Consider the following 20,674-nt stretch of genomic DNA (forward strand, 5'->3'; position numbering starts at 1 on the left):
GCCCACGGCGGGCGTGACGGGCCCGGCCGTGCATGTGATCTGGGTTACTCATCCGCTAATCTAGGATGAGAACGTAGGACATGCAACTATCGAACTCGGGGGGTATCCCGAGGAGGAAGGGAGGGTCCGTCCATGGACCTGTCGAACCAGAGCGCGATCGTCACCGGCGGGGCCTCGGGCCTCGGCCACGCCACCGCCCGCCGCCTGGCGGACGCGGGCGCCGCCGTCGTGGTGGTGGACCTGCCGGACCGCGAGGGCGAGACCGTCCGCGCGGACGCTGTGGCCTCCCTCGGCCCCCGCGCGCGCTTCGTGACGGGCGACGTCACCGCCGAGGACACCGCCCGCGAGGCCGTGGCCGCCGCGCTGGAGACCGGGCCGCTGCGGGTGCTGGTCAACTGCGCCGGCGTGGCGACGCCGGGCAAGCTCGTGGGTCGCGACGGGCCGCTGTCCGCCGAGGTGCTGAGCCGGGTCCTGGCGATCAACACGGTCGGCACCGTGTCGATGATGGCCCAGGCCGCCGCCGCGATGAGGGCGCAGGAGCCGCTCGGCGAGGACCGCGGCGTCATCGTGAACACCGCGTCCGTGGCGGCCTACGACGGGCAGATCGGCCAGATCGCGTACTCCGCCTCCAAGGGCGCCGTGGTCGCGCTGACCCTGCCCGCGGCCCGCGAGCTCGCCTCCTCGCAGATCCGCGTGGTCACGATCGCCCCCGGCCTCATGGAGACGCCCATGATGGCCGGCCTGCCCGAGGCCGCCCGCGAGGCGCTGTCCACCAAGACCCCGCATCCGGCCCGCCTCGGCCGGCCCGAGGACTACGCGCTGCTGGTCGAGCAGATCGTGTCCAATCCGTTCCTGAACGGCGAGGTCATCCGGCTCGACGGCGCCGTGCGCCTCGAGCCCCGCTGAGCCGGGCGGCCGGAGAGAGCGTCAGGAGGAGGTGTGCTCCGCCGTCGCGGGCGCGCCGGCGTCGAGGCCGTCGACCTGGAAGTCGCCGGCCTCGGCGCGGAACCGGCCGAGGACGTCGATGAGGGTGTCCACGTCCGCCGGATCGAAGCCGGAACGGCCGAAGACCTCGGCGTTGAGCGTCTCCGTGGCGGCGACGGCGACGCGCCGGCCCTCGTCCGTGAGGGCGAGCACGAGCGCGCGGCGGTCCGACTCGTGGGGGGTGCGCTCCACCAGCCCGGCGGCCTCGAGCCGGTCCACCGCATTGGTCACCGAGGTGGGGTGGACCTGCAGGAGCGCGGACGCCTTGGACATCCGCATCCGCTTCTCGCGTGAGAAGTTCAGCAGCGCCAGGAGCTCGTACCGCGCGAAGGTGAGCCCATAGGGCTTGAGCGCGGCCTGCGTCCGACCCAGCAGGATCTGCTGGGCCCGCATGATCGAGGTGATGGCGGCCATCGGGCGGGCGACGTCACCCCATCCGTGACGCTCCCAGTTCCGGGCGGCCTCCCGGATGGGGTCCTGGGCGAGGGGTGGCTTCTTCATGGCGCTCCAGACTAGCGGCGCACCGGGGGTCCCCCGCCACCGCCGGACGAGGACGGGGCGGCGGCGGGGAACGGCCCGGTCAGCGCTGCAGGTCCAGGTCCTCCTCGCGGAACTCGGTCCCGTAGCCGTCCGGGGCGGCGCCCGTCTGGGCGCGCTCGACCTCGGCCTTGCGCAGCTCCACGCGGCGGATCTTGCCCGAGATGGTCTTCGGCAGCTCGAGGAACTCGATGCGCCGGATGCGCTTGTACGGGGGCAGCTGGGTGAGCGTGAACTGCAGGATCGCCCGGGCGGTCTCCGCGGTGGGTTCGTGGCCCGGGGCGAGGGTGACGAAGGCCTTCGGCACGGCCAGGCGCAGCTCGTCCGGGGTGGGGACGATCGCGCCCTCCATCACGGCCGGGTGCTTGACCAGCACCGACTCCAGCTCGAACGGGGACACCTTGTAGTCCGAGGACTTGAAGACGTCGTCCGCGCGGCCCACATAGGTCAGCACGCCGTTCTCGTCGCGGCGGGCGATGTCACCGGTGTGGAACACGCCGTCGCGGAACACCTCGTCCGTCTTCTCCTGGTTGCCGTAGTAGGACTTCAGCAGGCCCACCGGACGCGGGTCCAGGCGCAGGCAGATCTCGCCCTCCTCGGCCTCCTGGCCCGTGAGCGGGTCGAGCAGGGTGACGTCCATGCCGGGCAGCGGGCGGCCCATCGAGCCGATGACGACCTTCTGGCCGGGGGTGTTGGCGATCTGCAAGGTGGTCTCGGTCATGCCGAAGCCGTCGCGGATCGTGGTGCCCCACGCCCTGTGCACCTGGTCGATCACCTCGGCGTTGAGCGGCTCGCCCGCGGAGATGGTCTTGCTCGGCGGGGTCGTCAGCTGCGCCAGATCCGCCTTGATGAGCATGCGCCACACGGTGGGCGGGGCGCAGAAGCTCGTGACGCCGTAGCGCTCCATGTTGGCCATCAGGGCCGCGGGGTCGAACTTGCGGGCGTTGTGCACGAAGATCGTGGCCTCCGCGATCCACGGGGCGAAGAAGTTGGACCACGCGTGCTTGGCCCAGCCCGGGGAGGCCACGTTGAGGTGCACGTCGCCCGGCTCCAGACCGATCCAGTAGAGCGTCGTGAGGTGGCCGACCGGGTACGAGGTGTGGGTGTGCTCCACGAGCTTCGGCTTCGAGGTGGTGCCCGAGGTGAAGTAGAAGAGCAGCGTCTCGTCCGCGGGGGTCGGCTCGGCCGGGGCCAGCTCGGTGGCGGCGTCGGCGGCGTCGTCGTAGGAGAGCACGGTGTGGCCGGCGACCTCCGGGGCGCGGCGCGCCGGGCCCTCCGCGAAGACGCCCGGCACGTGCACCAGGTGCAGGCCCTCGCCGACGCCGGCGAACTTGGCCAGGTCCTCGGCGCCGGCCACGGCCCACGCGGCGCCGGCGCGCGTCACGCGGTCCTCGAGGTCCCCGGAGGTCATCTGCGTGGTGGTGGGCACCATGACCACCCGCAGCTTGATGCAGGCGAGCATGAACTCCCACAGCTCCACCTGGTTGTTCAGCATCAGGATGAGGCGGTCGCCGCGGCGCAGGCCCTGCGCGGAGAGCCAGTTCGCCACCCGGCTGGAGGCCGCGGAGAGCTCGGCGAAGGTGCGTTCGGTGCTGCGCCCGTCGTCCTCGGCGATGATCAGCGCCGGCACGTCCGCGCGGGCCGGGTCCTGGGCCAGGCGGTCGAACCAGTCGAAGCCGAAGTTGAAGTGCTCGAAGCGGGGCCACTCGAACTCGGCGCGGGCGCGCTCATAGTCGGTCTGGCACTCGACCAGCAAGTCGCGGGCCGCGCGGAACACCTCCGTCGGCGACGGGGCGGCGACGGCGGTGGGGTCCTGGACGGTCATGGGTCCCTCCTCGGGGTGGCTGCTGAACGGATCCTTGGCCGGGGGTCTGTGATCTGGAACACTACTGGCAGACCTGGATAGTTGGAAGTCCTACAGTCGGATTCGCGGCGAAACCGCCCGCTGTCGTCGGACCGCCCCCGAAGGAGAGCCATGACCGCCATCGCCGACCGCCCCGTCCCCGCCTCCGGCGCGCCCGCCGTCACCCCCGGCCTGCCCCACGTGGACCTGCTGCGCCTGCGGGACCGCCTCGAGCCGGCCGAGCGTGCCCGGCTCGACGCGATCGAGGACCACCTCCAGACCCGCGTGCGGCCGCACCTGACCCGGTACTGGGACGCCGAGGAGTTCGCGTTCGACCTGCTGCCGGGCCTGGCCGAGCTGGGTCTGGGGCGCCTCGTCCTGGACGGCTCGTCCTCGCTGTTCCAGCAGCTCGTGCACGCGGAGATCTCCCGTGTGGACCTCTCCCTGTCCGCCCTCGTGGGCATCCACAACGAGCTCAACCTCGGCATGATCGCCGGCCTGGGCTCGGAGCGCCAGAAGGCCACGTGGCAGGGGCGCCTCGAGTCCTTCGACGCCCTGGGCGCGTTCTGCCTCACCGAGCCGGACCACGGCTCGGACATCGCCGGCGGCCTCGCCACCACCGCCACCCGCGACGGCGACGAGTGGGTCATCCGCGGTGCCAAGCGCTGGATCGGGGCCGGCACGATCGCCGACGTCGCGCTCGTCTGGGCGCGCGACACCGCCGACGGCGAGATCAAGGGCTTCGTGGTGCCCACCGACACCCCCGGCTACGAGGCCACCAAGATCAGCGGGAAGATGGGCCTGCGGATCATGCAGAATGCGGACATCACCCTGGACGTGCGCCTGCCCGCGGACGCGATCCTGCCCGGCGCCACCACCTTCGCCGCCACCCGCGCCCTGCTGCGCGACTCGCGCATGTGGGTCGGCTGGCAGGGCGTCGGCGCGCAGATGGGCGTGCTGGACGTGCTGCGCTCCTACGCGCTGCGGCGGGAGCAGTTCGGCCGCCCGCTGGCCGCGTTCCAGCTGATCCAGGCCCAGATCGCCGAGGTCGCCGGCAACCTGGCCGCCTCCGCTGGGATGATGCTCCAGGTGGACGCCCTGCGGCAGGAGGGGCGGATGGAGATGATGCACGCGGCGATGGCCAAGGCCACCTCGACCCGGCTGGCCCGGTCCTCGGCGGCGCTCGCCCGCGACGCCCTCGGCGGCAACGGCCTGCTCACGGAGCACGAGATCGCCAAGATCATGGGGGACGTGGAGGCCATCTACTCCTACGAGGGCTCCTACGGCATGAACACCCTGATCGTGGGGCGGGCCCTCACCGGCGTCTCGGCCTTCGTGTGAGCCACGCGTCCTGCAGGTCTTGGACCAGCGGGCGGTGGGCGATGAGCAGCAGCACGCCGGCCACCGGGATGACCACCTCGAAGCCCAGCCAGAGGTAGCCGGCCGCGCCCGCCACCCCGCCCAGGAAGAACAGGGCCACGAGCAGCGCCAGCAGTCCCACGCGCCGCGGTTCCCCGACGACGGGGGCCGCGGCCCCGGGCGCGTTGCGGTACAGGATCTTGCCGAGCTCGACGCCGATGTCCGTGACCATGCCCGTCACGTGCGTGGTGCGGATCGGCCACGCCCCGATGCGGGTGATCAGCGCGTTCTGCAGGCCCATGGTGAAGCACAGCACGGCCACCACGACGAGCGGCCGGTGCGCATCGCGGACGTGCTCGGCGAGCAGGCCGAACACCAGCATGCCGACGCCCTCGAGCAGGAGGATGTTGGCGTACCGCGACCGGAGGCCGTTGACCCGGCCCCAGTTGAACACCAGCGCGCAGACGACCGCGCCCAGGATGAACATGGCCAGCGCGAGCAGGCCCGTGCCGACCAGACCCGGGGCGTGGAGGACCGCCGCGTCCGCCATGGACGCCACGATCCCCGTCATGTGGGACGTGTACGTGGCCACGGCGACGAAGCCCACGGAGTTGAGGATCCCCGCGATCGCGGTCAGCACCAGCGCCAGGTGGGTGTTGCGGCGCACGGTGCGCTCGGGGGCGCACAGGTTGAGCACCCCGCCACCCTACGACCGGACGCCGCCGTCGGCGCCGACGCGGGAGGCGCCGTCGTCGACGCCCCCCGTCACCGTGCCCGGGCTCAGTAGCTGGAGTAGCCGTCCTCCGACAGGGTGTGCTTCTCGTCTCCGGTGATGGCGGGGTTGAACACCGAGATCAGGTGCATGTCCTCGGTGCCGCCGCGCAGGTCGTGCGGCTCGTGGTCCGGCAGGACGTAGATGACGCCCGGCGTGATCTCGTGGACGGTGCCGTCCGGCTCCACCACGGAGCCGTTGCCCGCGATGCAGTAGTAGGCCTCCTGGTGGTGGCGGTACTGGAGCTTCGAGGACGATCCGGCGCGCACGATCGTGTGGGCGACGGCGAAGCCCATCTCGTCCTTCGCGGTGAGGAGGCGTTCGGAGGTGCCTCCGCCCCACTCGACCTTCTCGACGTCGTTCCGGCTGCGGGTGTACATGGGTGGATCTCTCCCTCGGTCGGCTCGGGGGCGGAGGAACACGCCCGCCCGTCCTCGCCACGGTAGGCACGGGCGCGTGGGGCGACTCAACCCCTCCCGGTCGCCCTGTGACGCGGCCTACACGTGTGGGATACTGGCGGCACGCCGCATGCCCCGCGCGGGAGAGCGTCGGCGCGCGTCCTGCCCCGGCCGGCCGCGTGAGCAGGCCGCCGAAGGAGCAAACCCTCCCCGGGAATCTCTCAGGCATCCGTACCGCGTGGGGTCAGGCGCTCTGGAAAGCGTCTCACTCCGCCGCGCCCGCGTCCGGACCGAGACCACCGACGGTGCAAGCCGCCCACCCGGGCGTCGGAAACTCTCAGGTCCATGACAGAGCGGGGAGGAGCAGACCCACGCCGTGACCACGGCAGGATCCCCCCGGAGGTACCCCGTGACCAGCCCCCAGACCACCGAGAGCACGACCGCGCTGCCCCACGAGCGCGTCGAGCCCAAGGACGCCGCCTCGGCCCCCTTCGTGGCCCGCCACATCGGCCCGCGCCCCGCGGACGTCGAGCACATGCTGCAGACCCTGGGCTACGACTCGCTCGAGGCCCTCGTGGACACCGCCGTCCCCGCCGGCATCCGCCAGCCGAAGCCCCTCGAGCTGCCCGCCCCGCTGACCGAGTCCGCGGTCCTGGAGCAGCTGCGCGAGATCGCCGGCCGCAACGTCATGAAGACCCAGATGATCGGGCAGGGCTTCTCGGACACCGTCACCCCGGGCGTCATCCTCCGCAAGGTGCTGGAGAACCCGGCCTGGTACACGGCCTACACGCCGTACCAGCCGGAGATCTCCCAGGGCCGCCTCGAGGCCCTCCTGAACTACCAGACGATGGTCCAGGACCTCACCGGCCTGGACATCGCCAACGCCTCCCTGCTGGACGAGGCCTCCGCCGCCGCCGAGGCCGTGCTCCTCATGCACCGTGCCAACCGTCGCAGGACCGACGGCGTCACCCTCCTCGACGCGGACCTCTTCCCGCAGACCCTCTCCGTGGTGCGCCTGCGCGCCGAGGCCGTGGGCATCGACGTGCGCGTGGCCGACCTCTCCGCAGGCATCCCGGAGGACGTCCGCGCCGAGGTCGAGGAGAAGGGCCTGTGCGGCGTCGTGCTGCAGCAGCCCGGCGACTCCGGCCGCATCCACGACCACGCCGCCGTCATCGCGCAGGCCAAGGAGGCCGGCGCCCTCGTGACCGTCGCCGCGGACATCCTCTCCCTCGCCCTGATCACTCCGCCCGGGGAGCAGGGTGCGGACATCGCCGTCGGCTCCACGCAGCGCTTCGGCGTGCCCCTGTTCTTCGGCGGCCCCCACGCCGCCTACATGGCCGTGAAGGAGGGCCTGCAGCGCAGCATGCCGGGCCGCCTCGTGGGCGTCTCCCACGACGACGCCGGCAAGCCCGCCTACCGCCTCGCCCTCCAGACGCGCGAACAGCACATCCGGCGCGAGAAGGCCACCTCCAACATCTGCACCGCCCAGGCGCTGCTCGCGATCGTCGCCTCGATGTACGCCGTCTACCACGGCCCCCAGGGCATCGCCCGCATCGCCCGCCACGCCCACGCCCAGGCCGTCCGCCTGGCGGAGGCGCTGCGGGCCGGTGGCGTCGAGGTCGCCGAGGAGCACTTCTTCGACACGATCACCGTCCGCGTGCCCGGCCGGGCCGAGCAGGTCCTGCAGGCCGCCGAGGAGAACGGCGTGAACCTGCGCCTGGTGGACGCGGACACCCTGCGGATTGCCGCCGATGAGACCACCGTCGACGCCGACCTCGTGGCCGTCCTGACGGCGTTCGGCCTGGACGCGGGCTCCCTGCCGGCCTCCGCGCACGAGGGCGCCGTGGCCACCCCGGCCGTGCCGGAGTCGCTGCGCCGCTCCTCCGCGTTCATGACGCACCCGGTGTTCAACACCCACCACTCGGAGACGAAGATGCTGCGCTACCTGCGCCGCCTCTCCGGCTACGACCTGGCGCTGGACCGCACCATGATCCCGCTGGGCTCGTGCACCATGAAGCTCAACGCCACCGCGGAGATGGAGGCCATCTCCTGGCCCGAGTTCTGCTCCATCCACCCGTTCGCGCCCGACCACCAGACCGAGGGCTGGCGGTTCCTGATCGCGGACCTGGAGTCCAAGCTCGCCGAGATCACCGGCTACGCGGGCGTCTCGGTGGCCCCGAACGCCGGCTCGCAGGGTGAGTTCGCGGGCCTGTGGGCCATCCGCCAGTACCACCTGGCCCGCGGCGAGGGCGAGCGGGACATCTGCCTGATCCCGGCCTCCGCCCACGGCACCAACGCGGCCTCGGCCGTGCTGGCGGGGCTGAAGGTCGTCGTCGTCGCCACCGCCGACGACGGCACGATCGACGCCGCCGACCTGGGCGCCAAGATCGCGGCCAACGAGGGCCGCATCGCGGCCATCATGATCACCTACCCCTCCACGCACGGCGTGTACGACGCCGACGTCAAGGAGGTCTGCGCCACGGTGCACGCCGCGGGCGGCCAGGTGTACATCGACGGCGCCAACCTCAACGCGCTCGTGGGCCTGGCCCAGCCGGGCGAGTTCGGCGGAGACGTCTCCCACCTGAACCTGCACAAGACGTTCTGCATCCCGCACGGCGGCGGGGGCCCGGGCGTGGGCCCCGTGGCGGTGGGCGAGCACCTGGTGCCGTACCTGCCCTCCCGCGAGGCCCTGATGACCGCGGCCCCGCACGGCTCGGCCGGCGTGCTGCCCATCTCCTGGGCCTACATCCACCTGATGGGCGCCGAGGGCCTGCGCTCCGCCACCGCGCACGCGCTGCTGGGCGCCAACTACATCTCCCGCCGCCTCGCGCCCCTCTACCCGACGCTGTACACGGGCAACGACGGCCTCGTGGCGCACGAGTGCATCCTCGACCTGCGCGAGCTCACGGCCCGCACGGGCGTGACCGCCGAGGACGTGTGCAAGCGCCTCATCGACTACGGGTTCCACGCCCCCACCCTGGCGTTCCCCGTGGCCGGCACGCTCATGGTGGAGCCCACCGAGTCCGAGGACCTCGAGGAGATCGAGCGGTTCATCGAGGCGATGGAGGCCATCCACGCCGAGATCACCGCCGTCACCCCGGAGACCGTGGCGGACTCCGTCCTGCGTCGCGCCCCGCACACCCTCAACGTCCTGATGGCCGACGAGTGGGATCGCCCCTACTCGCGCGCCCAGGCGGGCACGCCGGTGCCGAGCCTGCGTCTGGACAAGTACCTGCCGCCGGTGGGCCGCATCGACGGCGCCTACGGCGATCGCAACCTCGTGTGCTCGTGCCCGCCGCCCGAGGCGTTCGAGGGCGCCGTGGCCGACACCGCCGACGAGGACTGAGAGGATCACCCCCATGAGCGATTCGACGCGCAACTCCCCGCTGCACCCGGTCCACGAGGCCGCGGGCGCCACGTTCACGGACTTCGGCGGCTGGAACATGCCCCTGAAGTACGGCTCCGAGCTGGCCGAGCACAAGGCCGTCCGCACCTCCGCAGGCCTGTTCGACCTCTCCCACATGGGCGAGATCCGGGTCACCGGCCCGGAGGCCGGGGCCATGCTGGACCACGCCCTCTCGAGCGTGCTCTCCACGTTGAAGCCCGGCCGCGCCAAGTACGCCCTGTGCCTGACGGACGCCGGCACCATCCTCGACGACACGATCGTCTACCGGATGGACGACGGCGAGGCCGGCTCCGAGCCCGACTACCTGGTGGTGCCCAACGCCGGCAACATCGCCGCGGTCCACACCGCCCTGAACCAGCGGGCGTCGGGCTGGGACGCCGTCGTCGAGGACGAGTCCTCGACCACCGCCCTCGTGGCCGTGCAGGGCCCGCAGGCCGAGAAGATCCTCGCCCGGGCCATGCCGGAGGCCGCGGCGCAGCTGGCCGAGCTGAAGTACTACGGCCACCTGACCCTGACCGTGCCCACGGACGCCGGTGACGTCATCGCCGTCGTCGCCCGCACCGGCTACACCGGCGAGGACGGCTTCGAGCTGTTCCTGCCCGCCGCCTCCACCGCCGAGGCCGGCGACCGCGGCTCCGCCGTGTGGAACACGATGCTCTCGGCCGCGGACGAGGCGGGCGTGGAGCTGACGCTGTGCGGGCTCGCCTCGCGGGACTCGCTGCGCCTGGAGGCGGGCATGCCGCTCTACGGCAACGAGCTGGACACCGGGCACCAGCCGCACGCCTCTGGCGTCGGCTTCGCGGTGCCCGCGAGCAAGGAGGCCGACTTCGTCGGACGATCCGCGCTGGTCGGCAGGGACGACGTCGAGGAGGTCCTCGTGGGGCTGCAGGGCGCGGGTCGGCGTGCCGCCCGGCACGGTTACGCCGTGCTGGACGAGTCCGGCGAGCGGGTGGGCGAGGTGACCTCGGGCGCCCCCAGCCCGACCCTCGGACACCCCATCGCCCTGGCCCGTGTCCGCCGCGACGTGGCCGCCGAGGGCACGTCCCTGCAGGTGGACCTGCGCGGCCGCGGCGAGCCGTTCACCGTGGTGGCCACGCCGTTCTACCGCCGGGAGCGCTGAGCCCGACGCAGCCGTCCCTCGGCCCGCCGCTCGGCGGTCCCGGGGCCCTTCGCTAGACTCGGGCTCCGGGCCGTCGTCGCGGCCCCCCGTCCCGCCGTCCACCTGCAGGAAGTCCGCATGACTCACGTCGCCGCCCGTGCCCGGGTCCCCCTGAAGGGGCTGCTGGTCTTCCTCGCCGTCGCCGCCGTCCTGCTCCTGCTGGGCATCGTCACCGTCCTCCGCGGCGTGGCCGCCGACGCCGCCCGCGTGGACATCGTCACCGTGCTGGACGGCAACACCGTGGTGGTGAACCAAGGCGGCACCGAGCGGACCGTGGTCCTCGCCGGCGTCACGAGCGCGGGCCGCAACCCGGAGGGCCTCAAGGTCGGCCCCAACCTCTGCATGGGGGAGGAGTCCTACTCCTGGCTGCGTGATCGGCTCCCGCAGGGGGCGACCGCGAGCATGACCACCTCGGACGAGGGCGCGCCCGAGGGGATGGAGAGCGCGGTCATCTCGATCGGCGGCGGCACCGTCAACGTGGCCATGGCGGAGGCCGGCATGGCCGCCCCCACGGAGGTCGCCGTCGGCAAGCGCCTGGCGGAGGAGATCGCCCAGGCCAATCAGGAGGCCGTGGGTCGCGGCGTGGGGCTCTACGACATCGAGGAGCCCTGCACGTACCAGAACCGGCTCTACGAGGCCCAGTTCGCCCTGGAGCAGATCCCGGAGGACGCGGAGGCGTCCCTGACGAAGATCGACGAGCGAGCGGTGGAGTACGCGGCCGGCCTGGACCAGGTGCGCCTGGTGCAGCAGGAGATACGGGCCCTCGACCCGGAGAACGGCACGTTCGCCGACCTCGCCTACGGGCCGGCCAAGGAGTCGCTCCTGGCCGAGGCGGACCCGGTGGTGGAGCACGGGATGCAAGTCCTGAAGGACCTCAACACGCGGCGCAACGAGATCGCGGCCCGTGGCTGACCCCGCCGCGCTCAGTCCAGGGCGAGGGTGACGAGCCCGAGCTGGGCCGCCCGGATGATCAGCTGGACGCGGTCGCGGACCTCCAGCTTGGCCATGATCCGCGTGAGGTTGGCCTTGACCGTGGACTCGGAGACGAAGAGGTTCGCGGCGATCTCCGGGTTCGACTGACCCCTGGCCAGCAGCCGCAGCACGCCCAGCTCCCGCTCGGTGAGGTCGGAGCCGTCGGGGCTGCCGGGCTGCACCGAGGTGGGGCCCACCGTCGGCCGGTCCCGCTCGATCGAGGCGAGCAGCTTGGTCGCCACGGCGGGGGAGAGCACGGACTCGCCGCGATGGACGGCCTGAATGGCGCCCAGGATGGCCGGCGGCTCCGCGTCCTTGAGGAGGTAGCCGCCCGCTCCGGCGCGCAGGGCCGGCACGAGGTAGTCCTCGGACGTGAACGTGGTGATCGCCAGGACCCGGATCGCGGGGTGGGTGTCCTTGATCCGGCGTGTGGCCTCCACCCCGTTCATCAGGGGCATCTGCATGTCCATCAGGACCACGTCCGGCTCGATGGCGGCGCACGCCTCCACGGCTTCGACGCCGTTGGCGACCACACCCACGCAGGTCATGCCGGGGGCAGAGTCGACGAGCACGCGGAGCGCGCCGCTCATGAGCGGCTGGTCGTCGGCGATCAGGATGCGCAGCTCTTCGGACACGCACGTCAGCGTAACCGGTGCTGTGGCGCATGCCACCTTGTCGGCGTCGGGGCGAGGCCGGGGTGCCCGCCGGCCGTCATCTGCGCCATGCCGCGGCGCGGCCTGTGCGCGGCGTGCACCATTTGTGACGGGCGTCATACATACTGGGGCCATGAAGACTCGCGCTCTCCTCGCTTCCGCTCTCCTTCTCGCCTCCACCCTCGTCGGCGCTCCGGCCGCCGCCGCCTCGGCGGCCTCGGCCGAGGACGACGTCGTCACGACCCTGGGCCTCGGCAAAGGCACTGCGGAGTGGACGTGCCGCCACTTCGGCATCTGGTGCGACTGACCCCGGGGCGGTCCGCCCCCGATGCCTGATTCGAGCCCATCGACCCCCTCCGTCCGGAGCGGCGCGCCCTCCCGGGCGCGCCGCTCTTCGGCGTGGCGTCAGGCGCGCAGCCTGCGGTGGCGCGCGTTCTGGGCCGCGGCGCCGCTGAGCCGCCTCTATCTCGCCTTCGGGTCGGCGTTCCTGCTCGCCTCGACCGCGTCCGACATCGGTCTGTTCGGCCCGGGCCACGGCGTCATCCCGGTCCTGGACGGGATCGCCATCGCGTCGGCGACCAGCGCCTTCCTCGCCCAGTGGTGGCGCAGCACGGTGGGCTTCGCCCTGCTCCTGCCCGGGGCCGTCGCGACCGTCGTCGGCGGTTCCGAGGTGCTCTTCGCCGTCGTCGCGCCCGTGGTCCTCGGGGCCGTCGCGGCGACCGCCCGTTCCTGGGGGTTCGTCGTCACGGCCGCCGTCCTGGCGCTGACCTGGGGCGTCGCCCAGCCGTTCGCGGTGGGTCAGGCGAACGCGACGTGGTTCATCCTGCTGCTCATGTCCATGGGCCTCGGCGGCGGGCTCTTCATCCGCGAGAGCCTGACCCGGCGGGAGCGGGATCGCCGCCGGGTGTTCGAGGCGGAGGAGCGGGCCCGGCTGGCCGCCGAGGCCGAGCGTCGCTCCCTGGCCCGCGATCTGCACGACGTGGTCGCGCACAACCTCACGATCATCTCGATGCAGGCCCGGACGGCACGCTACCTCGGCACTCCGGAGGCGGCTCAGGGCGTGCTGGACGTGGTGGGCGACTCCGCGAAGGACGCGCTGCGGGACCTGCGGCGCATGCTCTCCATCCTCCAGGAGGACGGGATCGTGGACCCGAGCGGTGAGCCGGGCGCCGCGGGGGGCGCGGACGGGGCGACGTCCGCGGATCCGGTGCTGTCCGTGGCCCAACTGGCCGAGGAGCTGCGCAGTCTCGGAATGACGGTGGAGACGGACGTCCGCTGCGACCAGAACGCGATGCCGATCTCCGTGCGCTCCACCCTGCACCGGGTGCTCCAGGAGGCCACCACGAACGTCGCCAAGCACGCCGGCGAGGGCGCGCGCGTGTGCATCGAACTCCGCGACGCGGGGCCGGACGTGGTGCTCGAGGTGGAGAACACCGTCACCGAGCGGTCCGGCCCGCCGCAGTGGAACTCCTCCGGTGTGGGCCTGAACTCCATGCGGGATCGCGTGGCCACCTTCGGCGGCACGATCGAGGCCGGGCCGGGGGGCTGGGGGTGGCGGGTGCGCGCGGTGCTCCCCAGGTCCGTCTGACGAGGCCGACGCCGTCGCAGCGGCGGACCAGACCCATGTGACCTGCATCACATCAGGGCCCGAAAGTCTGCACCTTCCGCCACTGTCGGGGGCGCCGTCGTCCCTCCTAGAGTGGGTCATGCCCCATTGAGACGGTGCACAGTGCGAATCACGAGCCGGGATACATGCCTGAGGGGATGCGGGCCCCGGACGCGGTTCCGAGAAGGACGATGGCCATCCGGCCATCGTCCTTTTCGTTGTCGGGCGTGCTCAGGCCGGCTCGGCGGGCGACGGCTCCGGGGTGACCGTGCGGACGAGGGGACGGGCCGCCGTCCGGCCCAGGGCCATGAGCACGGCGGCCGGGAAGCCGATCACCGGGATGAGCATCGGCAGGATGCCCGCAGCGCCCTGCGTGAGCACCACCAGGCCGTAGAGCATGCCGATCAGCGCGTATGCCAGCACGTGGACCCACTGGTTGAGCACGTGCCGGAACGCCCAGTTCACGAGCAGGCACAGCGGCAGCCCCACCACCAGCCCGGCGACCCCGACCACCGTCAGCAGCGGTGTCAGGCTGCCGAAGGCCTGCAGGCCCGGGACCACGGCCAGGATCGCCACCACGGCGGCCATCACGAGGTTGGGCAGCAGCCAGGCCACGAGGAACCCGTTCAGTCCCATGCGCAGCTGCGGGCGGGGGCCGGAACGGGCCGCGCGGCGACGGGCACGGGCGGCGGACGCGACCGGGGCGGGGGTGGTCATGGCGGGAACTCTCCGGGAGGGGGATCGACGACGTCGGGCGGGTCCCCACTGTAGTGGGCCGGGCTGGACGGGCCCCGGGAGAGTTCCCGGTCAGGCGCGCCGGTCGCCGTCCACGTGGAAGGCCAGGTCCTCGACGCCGGGGAAGGACTCGATCTCCTGGAACGCGTCCCAGGCGTCGCTGTCCGCCTCGGCGTCCGCGGGCAGGGTCACCGTCAGGGCGCCGATCTCCCCGTCGATCACCTGCAGGCGCAGCTCGAGCTCGTGTCCTCCGGCGGATCCGGAGGCGAAGCGGCCGCGGACGGGCCAGACGCAGTCGTTCGGCACCGCGCGCCGGACGTCGTCGTCGGTCTGGACGACGAGCGGCACCCAGTCCGGGACCTCGCCGGCTTCACGGATGGCCTCGGCCACCGATGCGACGGTGCGCGCGTGCGGCAGCTGGGAGCGCAGCGCCTCAGCCCCGGGCAGGTCCCGGCCCTCGGCCAGCGCCGGGTCGAGCAGGGTCTCGAGCAGCACGCGCACCTCGACCGGCAGCTCGGCGGTGGCCTCCGGCTCGACCTCGTCGACCGGGTCCTCGTCCAGGCCGGCGGGTCCGGTGACGGCGAGTTCGACGGCGTCGCGGCGGGTCCGGCGGGCGTCCTCGTTGGCCAGCAGCATCGCCAGGGAGGCCGCTGCGGCCAGCGCGACGCGCGGGGCGGGGACGCCGACCCGCTGGAGCCCGCGCACCAGGGCACCGTCGATCCGGTCGTTCAGGCCGGTGGCACGCAGCGTGACCGCCGCGACCGCGCCGCCGACGGCCAGCCCGCCGAGCCCGCGCAGGGCACGCGCGGCGGGGGAGGGGGCCACCTCGCCGTCGGCGATCGCGGCGGTGTGGAGGGCGTTGGCGGTCTCGGCCGCGAGGACCGTGCCGCTGACGGCGGCCTCGAGCTCTGCGAGGGCCCGACGCTCGCGCCCTCGGCGGGCGTGCGGATCCAGCAGGGTGAGCCCGCCGACCGCGGCCGCCGCCGCCAGCCCGTAGAGCCGGCCGCCCGGGGCGAGGGCGCGCTGGCGCAGCGCGGGGAAGACGGCCTCGACGCCGTCGACGGGAACGGACGACGCCGAGTGGTGGACCTCGCCGGGGGCGGAAGGGGCGGGGGAGGGGAGCTTCATGCCCCCAGTGTGGCGCACCGCCCGGCTCAGGACGAGTCAGCGGCCCACGTGCGCGCTCAAGCGGAGCGCAGGCCGCCCTGCCACAGGGCGGCGAACGGCGTGCGGCCCTCCACCGCCTGCGCGATGCCGGCTCGCACGAACTCCTTGGCGCGGCGCGCGGCCTCGAGCGTGGTGGCACCCTTGGCCAACTCGGCGGTGACGGCGGCGGCGAGCGAGCAGCCCGCACCAGAGACGCCGGACTGGCCGATCTTCGGGGCGGAGAGCACCTCCACGGTGTCCCCGTCCACGAACACGTCCACGGCGTCCGGGCCGGGCAGGTGCATCCCGCCCTTGGCCAGGACGGCCGCGCCGGAGATCTCGTGGATGCGCCGAGCGGCCGCCGTCAGGTCCTCGACCGAGCGCACGGTCATGCCGGAGAGCTGCTCCGTCTCGAAGTGGTTCGGGGTGGTGAAGGTGGCCAGCGGCAGCAGCTCGGCCTTGAGCGCCTGGTCCGTGTCCAGGGCGTGGCCCGGCTCCTGGCCCTTGCAGATGAGCACGGGGTCCAGGACCACGTGGTCCCACTCGGCGCGGCGCAGGGCCGCGGCCGAGGTGCGGATGACCTCCGGGGAGCCCTGCATGCCCAGCTTCACGGTGCGCAGCCGCTCCGGGTAGTCGCCCTGGATGGCGTCGAGCTGCTGCTGGAGGATCTCGGTGGGCACGGGGAAGAAGCGGTGGTTCCAGTCGTCCTCCGGGTCGAAGGAGACGATGCAGGTCAGCGCCACGATGCCGAAGACGCCGAGTTCCTGGAACGTCTTGAGGTCGGCCTGGGCGCCGGCGCCGCCGGTGGCCTCGGACCCGGCGATGGTCAGGGCGAGCGCGGGGGCGGAGGCGGAGTGCTGGGGGGAGTGAGCGGTCTGGGGCATGCGCCCATGGTAGGACCGACCCCGGACGGGAAGCGCCCGACGGCCGGCGGTGTTCACCGGGGAACGAGGGTCCTCGGACCCGGAGCGTCCGCCCGGGCGCCCCGAGCGACCCGCGAAGGACGGGGACGGACGTGCTCGAGTTCCTCACCGGCACGGGCCTGGCCACCTCGGCCGGGCTCAACGCCTACATCCCCCTGCTCGCCCTGGGTCTGCTGGACCGGTTCACGGGGCTCGTCGACCTGCCCGCGGGGTGGACGTGGCTCTCCGCCGACGCCTCCCTCTGGATCCTCGGCGCCCTGCTCGCGCTCGAGCTCGTCGCGGACAAGATCCCCGGGGTGGACGCGGTCAACGACGTCGTCCAGACGGTCGTGGGAGCCGACACGGTCACGGTGGGGGCCGCCGCGCCCGTGCTCTCGGCGGCCGAGGACGTCTCGGCGGCCGGCCTCGTCGCGGCCGCGCTGTTCCTGCCGGTGCTGGTCGCCGTGCTGGTGGTCGCCGTCGTCGTGGGCCTGTGGCTGCTGGCCCGGCGGTTCCGCGCGCGGCGGACGCGAGGCCGTGCCGCGGCCGTGCCGGGTGGACCAGAATGGACGGCATGATCCTCATCAACCTGAAGTTCACCGTCCAGCCCGAGCGTGCCGACGAGTGGATGGACGCCGTCGCGAAGTACACCGCGGACGTGCGCTCCGAGCCCGGCAACCTGTTCTTCGAGTGGTACCGCCCGGTGGAAGGCGGCCCGAACGAGTACTTCCTGCTCGAGGGGTTCACGGACGAGGGTGCGCAGGCCCACGTCGCGTCCCCGCACTTCCAGGAGGGCCTGGACGCGATGCGCCCGCTGCTGGCGAGCACGCCCCAGATCATCTCCGAGCAGGTCGGTGCGGAGGGCTTCGGCCCGATGGGCGAGCTGCAGATCGACTGAGCCCGCCCCCGGCCGGAGGAGGCGACGGCGCCCGCGTCACGAGCGTGACGCAGGGCGCCGTCCCTGTATCCGGGGTCACACCCTGGCTACGGTGAGCGCATGAGCGCCGAGCAGAACAGCATCCAGACCCCCGGCTACCGCGCCGCCCACGTCCCCGCCGGCCAGGATCTCGGTCACCGCTGGTCCACCCGCGAGGCCGATCACGACGATCCGGCGGACCGCCGCGCCGTCCGCCAGATCGCCGAACTCGCCTTCGCGTCCACGGCCGAGGCCGACCTCGTCGAGGAGCTCGCCGGCGGCGCGGAGGGCTGGCTGCCCCAGTACTCCCTCGTGGCCATGACGGCCGCGATCCCCGGCACGGACCTGCAGTCGGACCCGATGGGCTACGGCACCCTGGTCCGGGCCCACATCGACGACGCCGAAGTGCTCGCCCTCGCCCCTCACGGCGTCCTGCCCGAGCATCAGGGCGAGGGCGCCGGCACCGCGCTCGTCAACGCCCTGCTGCAGAAGGCGCAGGCCGACGGCGAGGAGGTCGTGGTGGTCTACGGCTGGCCCGAGTACTACGCGAAGTTCGGCTTCCACCGGGCCTCCGAGCACGGCGTGCACGCGGCCTTCGCCCGGCAGCCCGAGGCGCTGCAGGTCCTCACGCTCCAGGACGGGGCCGAGGTGCCGGCCGGCGAGTTCCGCTACCCGCCCGCGTTCGGGGCGGAGAACGCGCAGGTCGCCGGCCGCTGAGGGCGGGGCGTCAGCCCAGGAGTCGGCGCACGGCGGCGAGCGTTCGTTCGGCCTCGGCCGGCTCGGCCGTGAGCCGCGCGATGACCTCCGCGAGGTCCGCGCGCAGGCCGGCCTCGGCGTCGTCGGCCGGGGCGTGGAGCCACGCCCGCAGGGCGCGGTTGTGGACGGCCACCACGGCCGCCGCCAGCCCGACGGCGACCCCGCCGCGCGCGGGCGTGTCCGGCAGGGCCGTGGCGAGCCAGCCGGAGAACAGCTCCGTGTAGCGGTGCGAGGTGAGCAGCTCGCGCGTGCGCAGCGACTGGGAGCCGCGCAGCAGGCGGGAGCGCGCCCGGGCCCGGTCCGGATCGGCGGTGTGATGCCGGAAGACCTGGAGGACCGCCTCCTCCAGGGCCTCCCGCACGCCGAGGGAGGTGCCGCGCAGGAAGTCGTCCAGGCGGGCGAGCAGCGCCGCGTGGTCGGCGAAGACCACCTCCTCCTTCCCGCCGAGGTGGCGGAAGAAGCTGGCCCGGCTCATGCCGGCCTGGCGGGCGAGCTGGTCGGCCGTGACGGCGTCGTAGCCCTCGCGGTCCAGCAGGTGGATCAGGGCGGTGAGGGTGTCCTCGGCGGGCGTCGTCATGCGGGCCATGGTGCCACGGGCGCGGAGAGGAGGTGAGACTGCGTCTGATTCTGTGAGATGGCGTGTCAGTCGGTGTAGGGTGATGACGGACACACCCATCTCTCCGACCCCGCCCGGGAGGCCACCATGACCGAGACCCTGCCCACCGTCGAGCCCGAGTACGACGTCGCCACGCCGCTGGACACCGACTTCTACCTCGCGCTCGCGGACGTCTCCGACGCCGAGAAGGACGTGTGGCGTCGGGCCCGCGCCTTCGCGCTCGAGCCGGACGTGCTGCCCCGGATCCGGGAGGCGTGGGACCGTCACGAGTACCCGCTCGACCTCGTGGCCCGCCTGGGCCAGGCCGACCTGCTGCGCGACGGCGTCCCCGTGGACGGGCTGCCCGAGATCTCCCGCGTGGCCGCGGGCCTGGCCATGATGGAGCTCTCGCGCCTGGACGGCTCGATCGCCACGATGACGGGCGTGCAGGGCGGTCTGGCCATGCGCTCGATCCAGCTGTGCGGCAGCGAGGAGCAGCGCGCCGAGCACCTGCCGGCCATGGCGCGCGGCGAGCTCTACGGCGCCTTCGCGCTCACGGAGCCGACCCACGGCTCCGACTCGGTCTCGCTGGAGACCCGCGCCGAGCGCGTCGACGGCGGCTGGCGGCTGCACGGGCACAAGAAGTGGATCGGCAACGGGGCCGCCGGCGGGGTGACCGTGGTGTGGGCGCGCAGCGCCGAGGACGAGAAGGTCCGCGGGTTCATCGTGCGCCAGGAGTCCGAGGGCTACACGGCCGAGGTCATCAAGGGCAAGGTCGCGCTGCGGGCCATCGACCAGGCCCACATCACCCTCGACGGCGTGTTCGTGCCCGACGCCGACGTCCTGCCCGAGGCCCGCTCCTTCAAGGACACCTCCCGCGTCCTCTTCGCCACGCGCGTGGGGGTCGCGTGGTCCGCCCTCGGGAAGGCCGTGGGCTGCTACGAGGCGGCGGTGCACTACGCGGGGCAGCGCGTCCAGTTCGGCCGACCGCTGGCCGCCGCCCAGAGCGTGCAGACCCGCCTGGCCGAGATGCTCTCCCAGCTCACCCAGGTGCAGCTGCTCGTGCTGCGTGCGACCCGGCTCGAGGACGAGGGACGGCTCACCGGGCCGATGGCGTCCATGGCCAAGTACTCGGCGACGCGCGCCGCGCGGTCCATCGCCGCGAACGCGCGCGACCTGCTCGGTGGCAACGGCATCCTCATCCAGAACGAGGTGGCCCGCCACTTCGCGGACATCGAGGCGATCCACACCTACGAGGGCACCGAGACCGTGCAGGGGCTGATCATCGGCCGCGAGATCACGGGGGTCGGCGCGTTCGTGTGAGATGACGCGAGCGGGGGCGGCGGCGTGAGCCAGAGATTTCTGCTGGTGCGCACGCCCCCCTGCCGCCGATTCGTCTGGCTCGGCGGCCGATTCGTCTGGCTCACGCAGGCAGAGGGAGCCGCAGGTGGGCGGCGAGGTCGCGCAGCAGGGCGTCGAGACCGCGCCGAGTGAAGACGCTGGCGGTCACGCGCAGCACGATCCACCCCTCGGCCTGCATCCGGCGGTCGCGCTCGATGTCACGGCGCCACTGCCGCGGGTCCGTCCGGTGATGATCGCCCTCGTACTGCACGCAGACGTGGGCCTCGCGCCACACCAGGTCCGGCCGGACGGTGGACCCGTCGCTCAGCATCAGCAGCGGATTCACCTCCGGCTCCGGCACACCCGCGTCGGCCAGCGCCAGTCGCAGGAGCGTCTCGGCCCGCGAATCCGCGCCGTCCCTGAGCAGCGGCAGGGCCGCCCGCAGGGTCCGCGTCCCTCGCCGCCCACGCACCCGGAGCACCTCCGCCTCCAGATCACGTGTCAAGGGCCATTGAGTTCTGCCCATAGGCGGCCAGTGTTTCTTCCCGCTGGTGGCCATCAGAACTGCCCACTGGTGGCCAGCTGGTTTGCCCG

At 73.0% G+C, this 20,674-nt stretch carries 21 protein-coding genes and 1 riboswitch; of the genes, 11 read left to right on the forward strand and 10 right to left on the reverse strand.

The window, feature by feature from the left end; translation table 11 throughout:
- The first annotated feature begins 132 nt into the window (after positions 1–132).
- Entirely contained in the window at positions 133–906 is a 774-nt protein-coding gene (locus DE149_RS05875; protein ID WP_113914145.1) for an SDR family NAD(P)-dependent oxidoreductase, read from the forward strand.
- 21 nt (positions 907–927) lie between these two features.
- Here the strand turns inward: DE149_RS05875 and DE149_RS05880 are convergent, their stop codons facing one another.
- Both DE149_RS05880 and DE149_RS05885 read right to left on the reverse strand, forming a co-directional pair.
- Positions 928–1,485, reverse strand: coding sequence for a MarR family winged helix-turn-helix transcriptional regulator (locus tag DE149_RS05880; RefSeq protein WP_002856685.1), 558 nt, complete (start codon positions 1,483–1,485; stop codon positions 928–930).
- 79 nt (positions 1,486–1,564) lie between these two features.
- Positions 1,565–3,346, reverse strand: a complete 1,782-nt coding sequence (locus DE149_RS05885) for an AMP-binding protein (protein WP_113914146.1) — start codon at positions 3,344–3,346, stop codon at positions 1,565–1,567.
- Between the two features lie 150 nt (positions 3,347–3,496).
- On the opposite strand from DE149_RS05885, the gene DE149_RS05890 reads away from it, so the two are divergent.
- Complete coding sequence (locus tag DE149_RS05890; protein ID WP_113914147.1) at positions 3,497–4,705, forward strand: acyl-CoA dehydrogenase family protein; 1,209 nt, start codon at positions 3,497–3,499, stop codon at positions 4,703–4,705.
- Here the strand turns inward: DE149_RS05890 and DE149_RS05895 are convergent.
- Positions 4,680–5,420 carry a YoaK family protein gene (locus DE149_RS05895; protein ID WP_113914148.1) on the reverse strand — a complete coding sequence of 247 codons (741 nt, stop codon included), beginning with the start codon at positions 5,418–5,420 and terminating at the stop codon, positions 4,680–4,682. The two genes, DE149_RS05890 and DE149_RS05895, sit on opposite strands and share 26 nt — an antisense overlap.
- 83 nt (positions 5,421–5,503) lie before the next feature.
- The gene (locus DE149_RS05900) at positions 5,504–5,875 is read right to left on the reverse strand and encodes an ectoine synthase (protein WP_113914149.1); all 372 of its coding nucleotides are present in this window, start codon (positions 5,873–5,875) and stop codon (positions 5,504–5,506) included.
- Positions 5,876–6,023: 148 nt separating this feature from the next.
- Positions 6,024–6,140: riboswitch (glycine riboswitch) on the forward strand.
- A gap of 162 nt (positions 6,141–6,302) precedes the next feature.
- On the opposite strand from DE149_RS05900, the gene gcvP reads away from it, so the two are divergent.
- The 3 genes from gcvP to DE149_RS05915 all read left to right on the forward strand — a co-directional run bounded on the left by gcvP (position 6,303) and on the right by DE149_RS05915 (position 11,370).
- Positions 6,303–9,239 (forward strand): aminomethyl-transferring glycine dehydrogenase, encoded by a 2,937-nt coding sequence (gene gcvP / locus DE149_RS05905; protein ID WP_113914150.1) that lies wholly within the window; start codon positions 6,303–6,305, stop codon positions 9,237–9,239.
- A gap of 13 nt (positions 9,240–9,252) precedes the next feature.
- The gene (gene gcvT / locus DE149_RS05910; RefSeq protein ID WP_113914151.1) at positions 9,253–10,419 is read left to right on the forward strand and encodes a glycine cleavage system aminomethyltransferase GcvT; all 1,167 of its coding nucleotides are present in this window, start codon (positions 9,253–9,255) and stop codon (positions 10,417–10,419) included.
- 117 nt (positions 10,420–10,536) lie between these two features.
- Positions 10,537–11,370, forward strand: coding sequence for a thermonuclease family protein (locus DE149_RS05915; RefSeq protein WP_020624816.1), 834 nt, complete (start codon positions 10,537–10,539; stop codon positions 11,368–11,370).
- 11 nt (positions 11,371–11,381) lie between these two features.
- On the opposite strand, the gene DE149_RS05920 is transcribed toward DE149_RS05915, so the two are convergent.
- Positions 11,382–12,065 (reverse strand): response regulator transcription factor, encoded by a 684-nt coding sequence (locus DE149_RS05920; protein ID WP_113914152.1) that lies wholly within the window; start codon positions 12,063–12,065, stop codon positions 11,382–11,384.
- A gap of 151 nt (positions 12,066–12,216) precedes the next feature.
- Between DE149_RS05920 and DE149_RS11690 the strand changes: the two genes are divergently transcribed.
- On the forward strand, positions 12,217–12,390 hold the full coding sequence (locus DE149_RS11690; RefSeq protein WP_002856694.1) for a hypothetical protein: 174 nt from the start codon (positions 12,217–12,219) through the stop codon (positions 12,388–12,390).
- 21 nt (positions 12,391–12,411) lie between these two features.
- On the forward strand, positions 12,412–13,671 hold the full coding sequence (locus DE149_RS05925) for a histidine kinase (protein WP_113914153.1): 1,260 nt from the start codon (positions 12,412–12,414) through the stop codon (positions 13,669–13,671).
- Between the two features lie 249 nt (positions 13,672–13,920).
- Here the strand turns inward: DE149_RS05925 and DE149_RS05930 are convergent, their stop codons facing one another.
- The 3 genes from DE149_RS05930 to DE149_RS05940 all read right to left on the reverse strand — a co-directional run bounded on the left by DE149_RS05930 (position 13,921) and on the right by DE149_RS05940 (position 16,454).
- Entirely contained in the window at positions 13,921–14,406 is a 486-nt protein-coding gene (locus DE149_RS05930) for a hypothetical protein (RefSeq protein ID WP_020624818.1), read from the reverse strand.
- A gap of 90 nt (positions 14,407–14,496) precedes the next feature.
- The gene (locus DE149_RS05935; RefSeq protein ID WP_020624819.1) at positions 14,497–15,552 is read right to left on the reverse strand and encodes a hypothetical protein; all 1,056 of its coding nucleotides are present in this window, start codon (positions 15,550–15,552) and stop codon (positions 14,497–14,499) included.
- A gap of 56 nt (positions 15,553–15,608) precedes the next feature.
- On the reverse strand, positions 15,609–16,454 hold the full coding sequence (locus DE149_RS05940) for a hydroxymethylpyrimidine/phosphomethylpyrimidine kinase (protein WP_020624820.1): 846 nt from the start codon (positions 16,452–16,454) through the stop codon (positions 15,609–15,611).
- Between the two features lie 131 nt (positions 16,455–16,585).
- Here DE149_RS05940 and DE149_RS05945 point away from each other — a divergent pair, with 131 nt between their 5' ends.
- The 3 genes from DE149_RS05945 to DE149_RS05955 all read left to right on the forward strand — a co-directional run bounded on the left by DE149_RS05945 (position 16,586) and on the right by DE149_RS05955 (position 18,105).
- Positions 16,586–17,050 carry a DUF4126 domain-containing protein gene (locus tag DE149_RS05945; RefSeq protein WP_044659066.1) on the forward strand — a complete coding sequence of 155 codons (465 nt, stop codon included), beginning with the start codon at positions 16,586–16,588 and terminating at the stop codon, positions 17,048–17,050.
- Positions 17,047–17,370 (forward strand): putative quinol monooxygenase, encoded by a 324-nt coding sequence (locus DE149_RS05950; protein WP_010079505.1) that lies wholly within the window; start codon positions 17,047–17,049, stop codon positions 17,368–17,370. Before DE149_RS05945 ends, DE149_RS05950 begins: the two co-directional genes overlap by 4 nt.
- A gap of 99 nt (positions 17,371–17,469) precedes the next feature.
- Complete coding sequence (locus DE149_RS05955) at positions 17,470–18,105, forward strand: GNAT family N-acetyltransferase (RefSeq protein ID WP_044659065.1); 636 nt, start codon at positions 17,470–17,472, stop codon at positions 18,103–18,105.
- Positions 18,106–18,115: 10 nt separating this feature from the next.
- Here DE149_RS05955 and DE149_RS05960 read toward each other — a convergent pair whose 3' ends face one another.
- On the reverse strand, positions 18,116–18,721 hold the full coding sequence (locus tag DE149_RS05960) for a TetR/AcrR family transcriptional regulator (protein WP_036384906.1): 606 nt from the start codon (positions 18,719–18,721) through the stop codon (positions 18,116–18,118).
- A 126-nt stretch (positions 18,722–18,847) separates the two neighbouring features.
- On the opposite strand from DE149_RS05960, the gene DE149_RS05965 reads away from it, so the two are divergent.
- On the forward strand, positions 18,848–20,062 hold the full coding sequence (locus DE149_RS05965; protein WP_020624825.1) for an acyl-CoA dehydrogenase family protein: 1,215 nt from the start codon (positions 18,848–18,850) through the stop codon (positions 20,060–20,062).
- Positions 20,063–20,162: 100 nt separating this feature from the next.
- Here DE149_RS05965 and DE149_RS05970 read toward each other — a convergent pair whose 3' ends face one another.
- A complete protein-coding gene (locus DE149_RS05970; RefSeq protein WP_233490713.1) occupies positions 20,163–20,585 on the reverse strand; it encodes a hypothetical protein in 423 nt (140 codons plus the stop codon).
- Between the last annotated feature and the right edge of the window lie 89 nt (positions 20,586–20,674).

The sequence above is a fragment of the Micrococcus sp. KT16 genome (assembly GCF_003315015.1).
Classification (GTDB): domain Bacteria; phylum Actinomycetota; class Actinomycetes; order Actinomycetales; family Micrococcaceae; genus Micrococcus; species Micrococcus luteus.

Coding starts and splice junctions, on each gene's coding strand:
- DE149_RS05950 (WP_010079505.1), top strand. CDS start 17,047: ATGATCCTCATCAACCTGAAGTTCACCGTCCAGCCCGAGCGTGCCGAC.
- DE149_RS05880 (WP_002856685.1), bottom strand. CDS start 1,485: ATGAAGAAGCCACCCCTCGCCCAGGACCCCATCCGGGAGGCCGCCCGG.
- DE149_RS05890 (WP_113914147.1), top strand. CDS start 3,497: ATGACCGCCATCGCCGACCGCCCCGTCCCCGCCTCCGGCGCGCCCGCC.
- DE149_RS05955 (WP_044659065.1), top strand. CDS start 17,470: ATGAGCGCCGAGCAGAACAGCATCCAGACCCCCGGCTACCGCGCCGCC.
- DE149_RS05940 (WP_020624820.1), bottom strand. CDS start 16,454: ATGCCCCAGACCGCTCACTCCCCCCAGCACTCCGCCTCCGCCCCCGCG.
- DE149_RS05965 (WP_020624825.1), top strand. CDS start 18,848: ATGACCGAGACCCTGCCCACCGTCGAGCCCGAGTACGACGTCGCCACG.
- DE149_RS05925 (WP_113914153.1), top strand. CDS start 12,412: ATGCCTGATTCGAGCCCATCGACCCCCTCCGTCCGGAGCGGCGCGCCC.
- DE149_RS05885 (WP_113914146.1), bottom strand. CDS start 3,346: ATGACCGTCCAGGACCCCACCGCCGTCGCCGCCCCGTCGCCGACGGAG.
- gcvT (WP_113914151.1), top strand. CDS start 9,253: ATGAGCGATTCGACGCGCAACTCCCCGCTGCACCCGGTCCACGAGGCC.
- DE149_RS05915 (WP_020624816.1), top strand. CDS start 10,537: ATGACTCACGTCGCCGCCCGTGCCCGGGTCCCCCTGAAGGGGCTGCTG.
- DE149_RS05935 (WP_020624819.1), bottom strand. CDS start 15,552: ATGAAGCTCCCCTCCCCCGCCCCTTCCGCCCCCGGCGAGGTCCACCAC.
- DE149_RS05900 (WP_113914149.1), bottom strand. CDS start 5,875: ATGTACACCCGCAGCCGGAACGACGTCGAGAAGGTCGAGTGGGGCGGA.
- DE149_RS05960 (WP_036384906.1), bottom strand. CDS start 18,721: ATGACGACGCCCGCCGAGGACACCCTCACCGCCCTGATCCACCTGCTG.
- DE149_RS05930 (WP_020624818.1), bottom strand. CDS start 14,406: ATGACCACCCCCGCCCCGGTCGCGTCCGCCGCCCGTGCCCGTCGCCGC.
- DE149_RS05875 (WP_113914145.1), top strand. CDS start 133: ATGGACCTGTCGAACCAGAGCGCGATCGTCACCGGCGGGGCCTCGGGC.
- DE149_RS11690 (WP_002856694.1), top strand. CDS start 12,217: ATGAAGACTCGCGCTCTCCTCGCTTCCGCTCTCCTTCTCGCCTCCACC.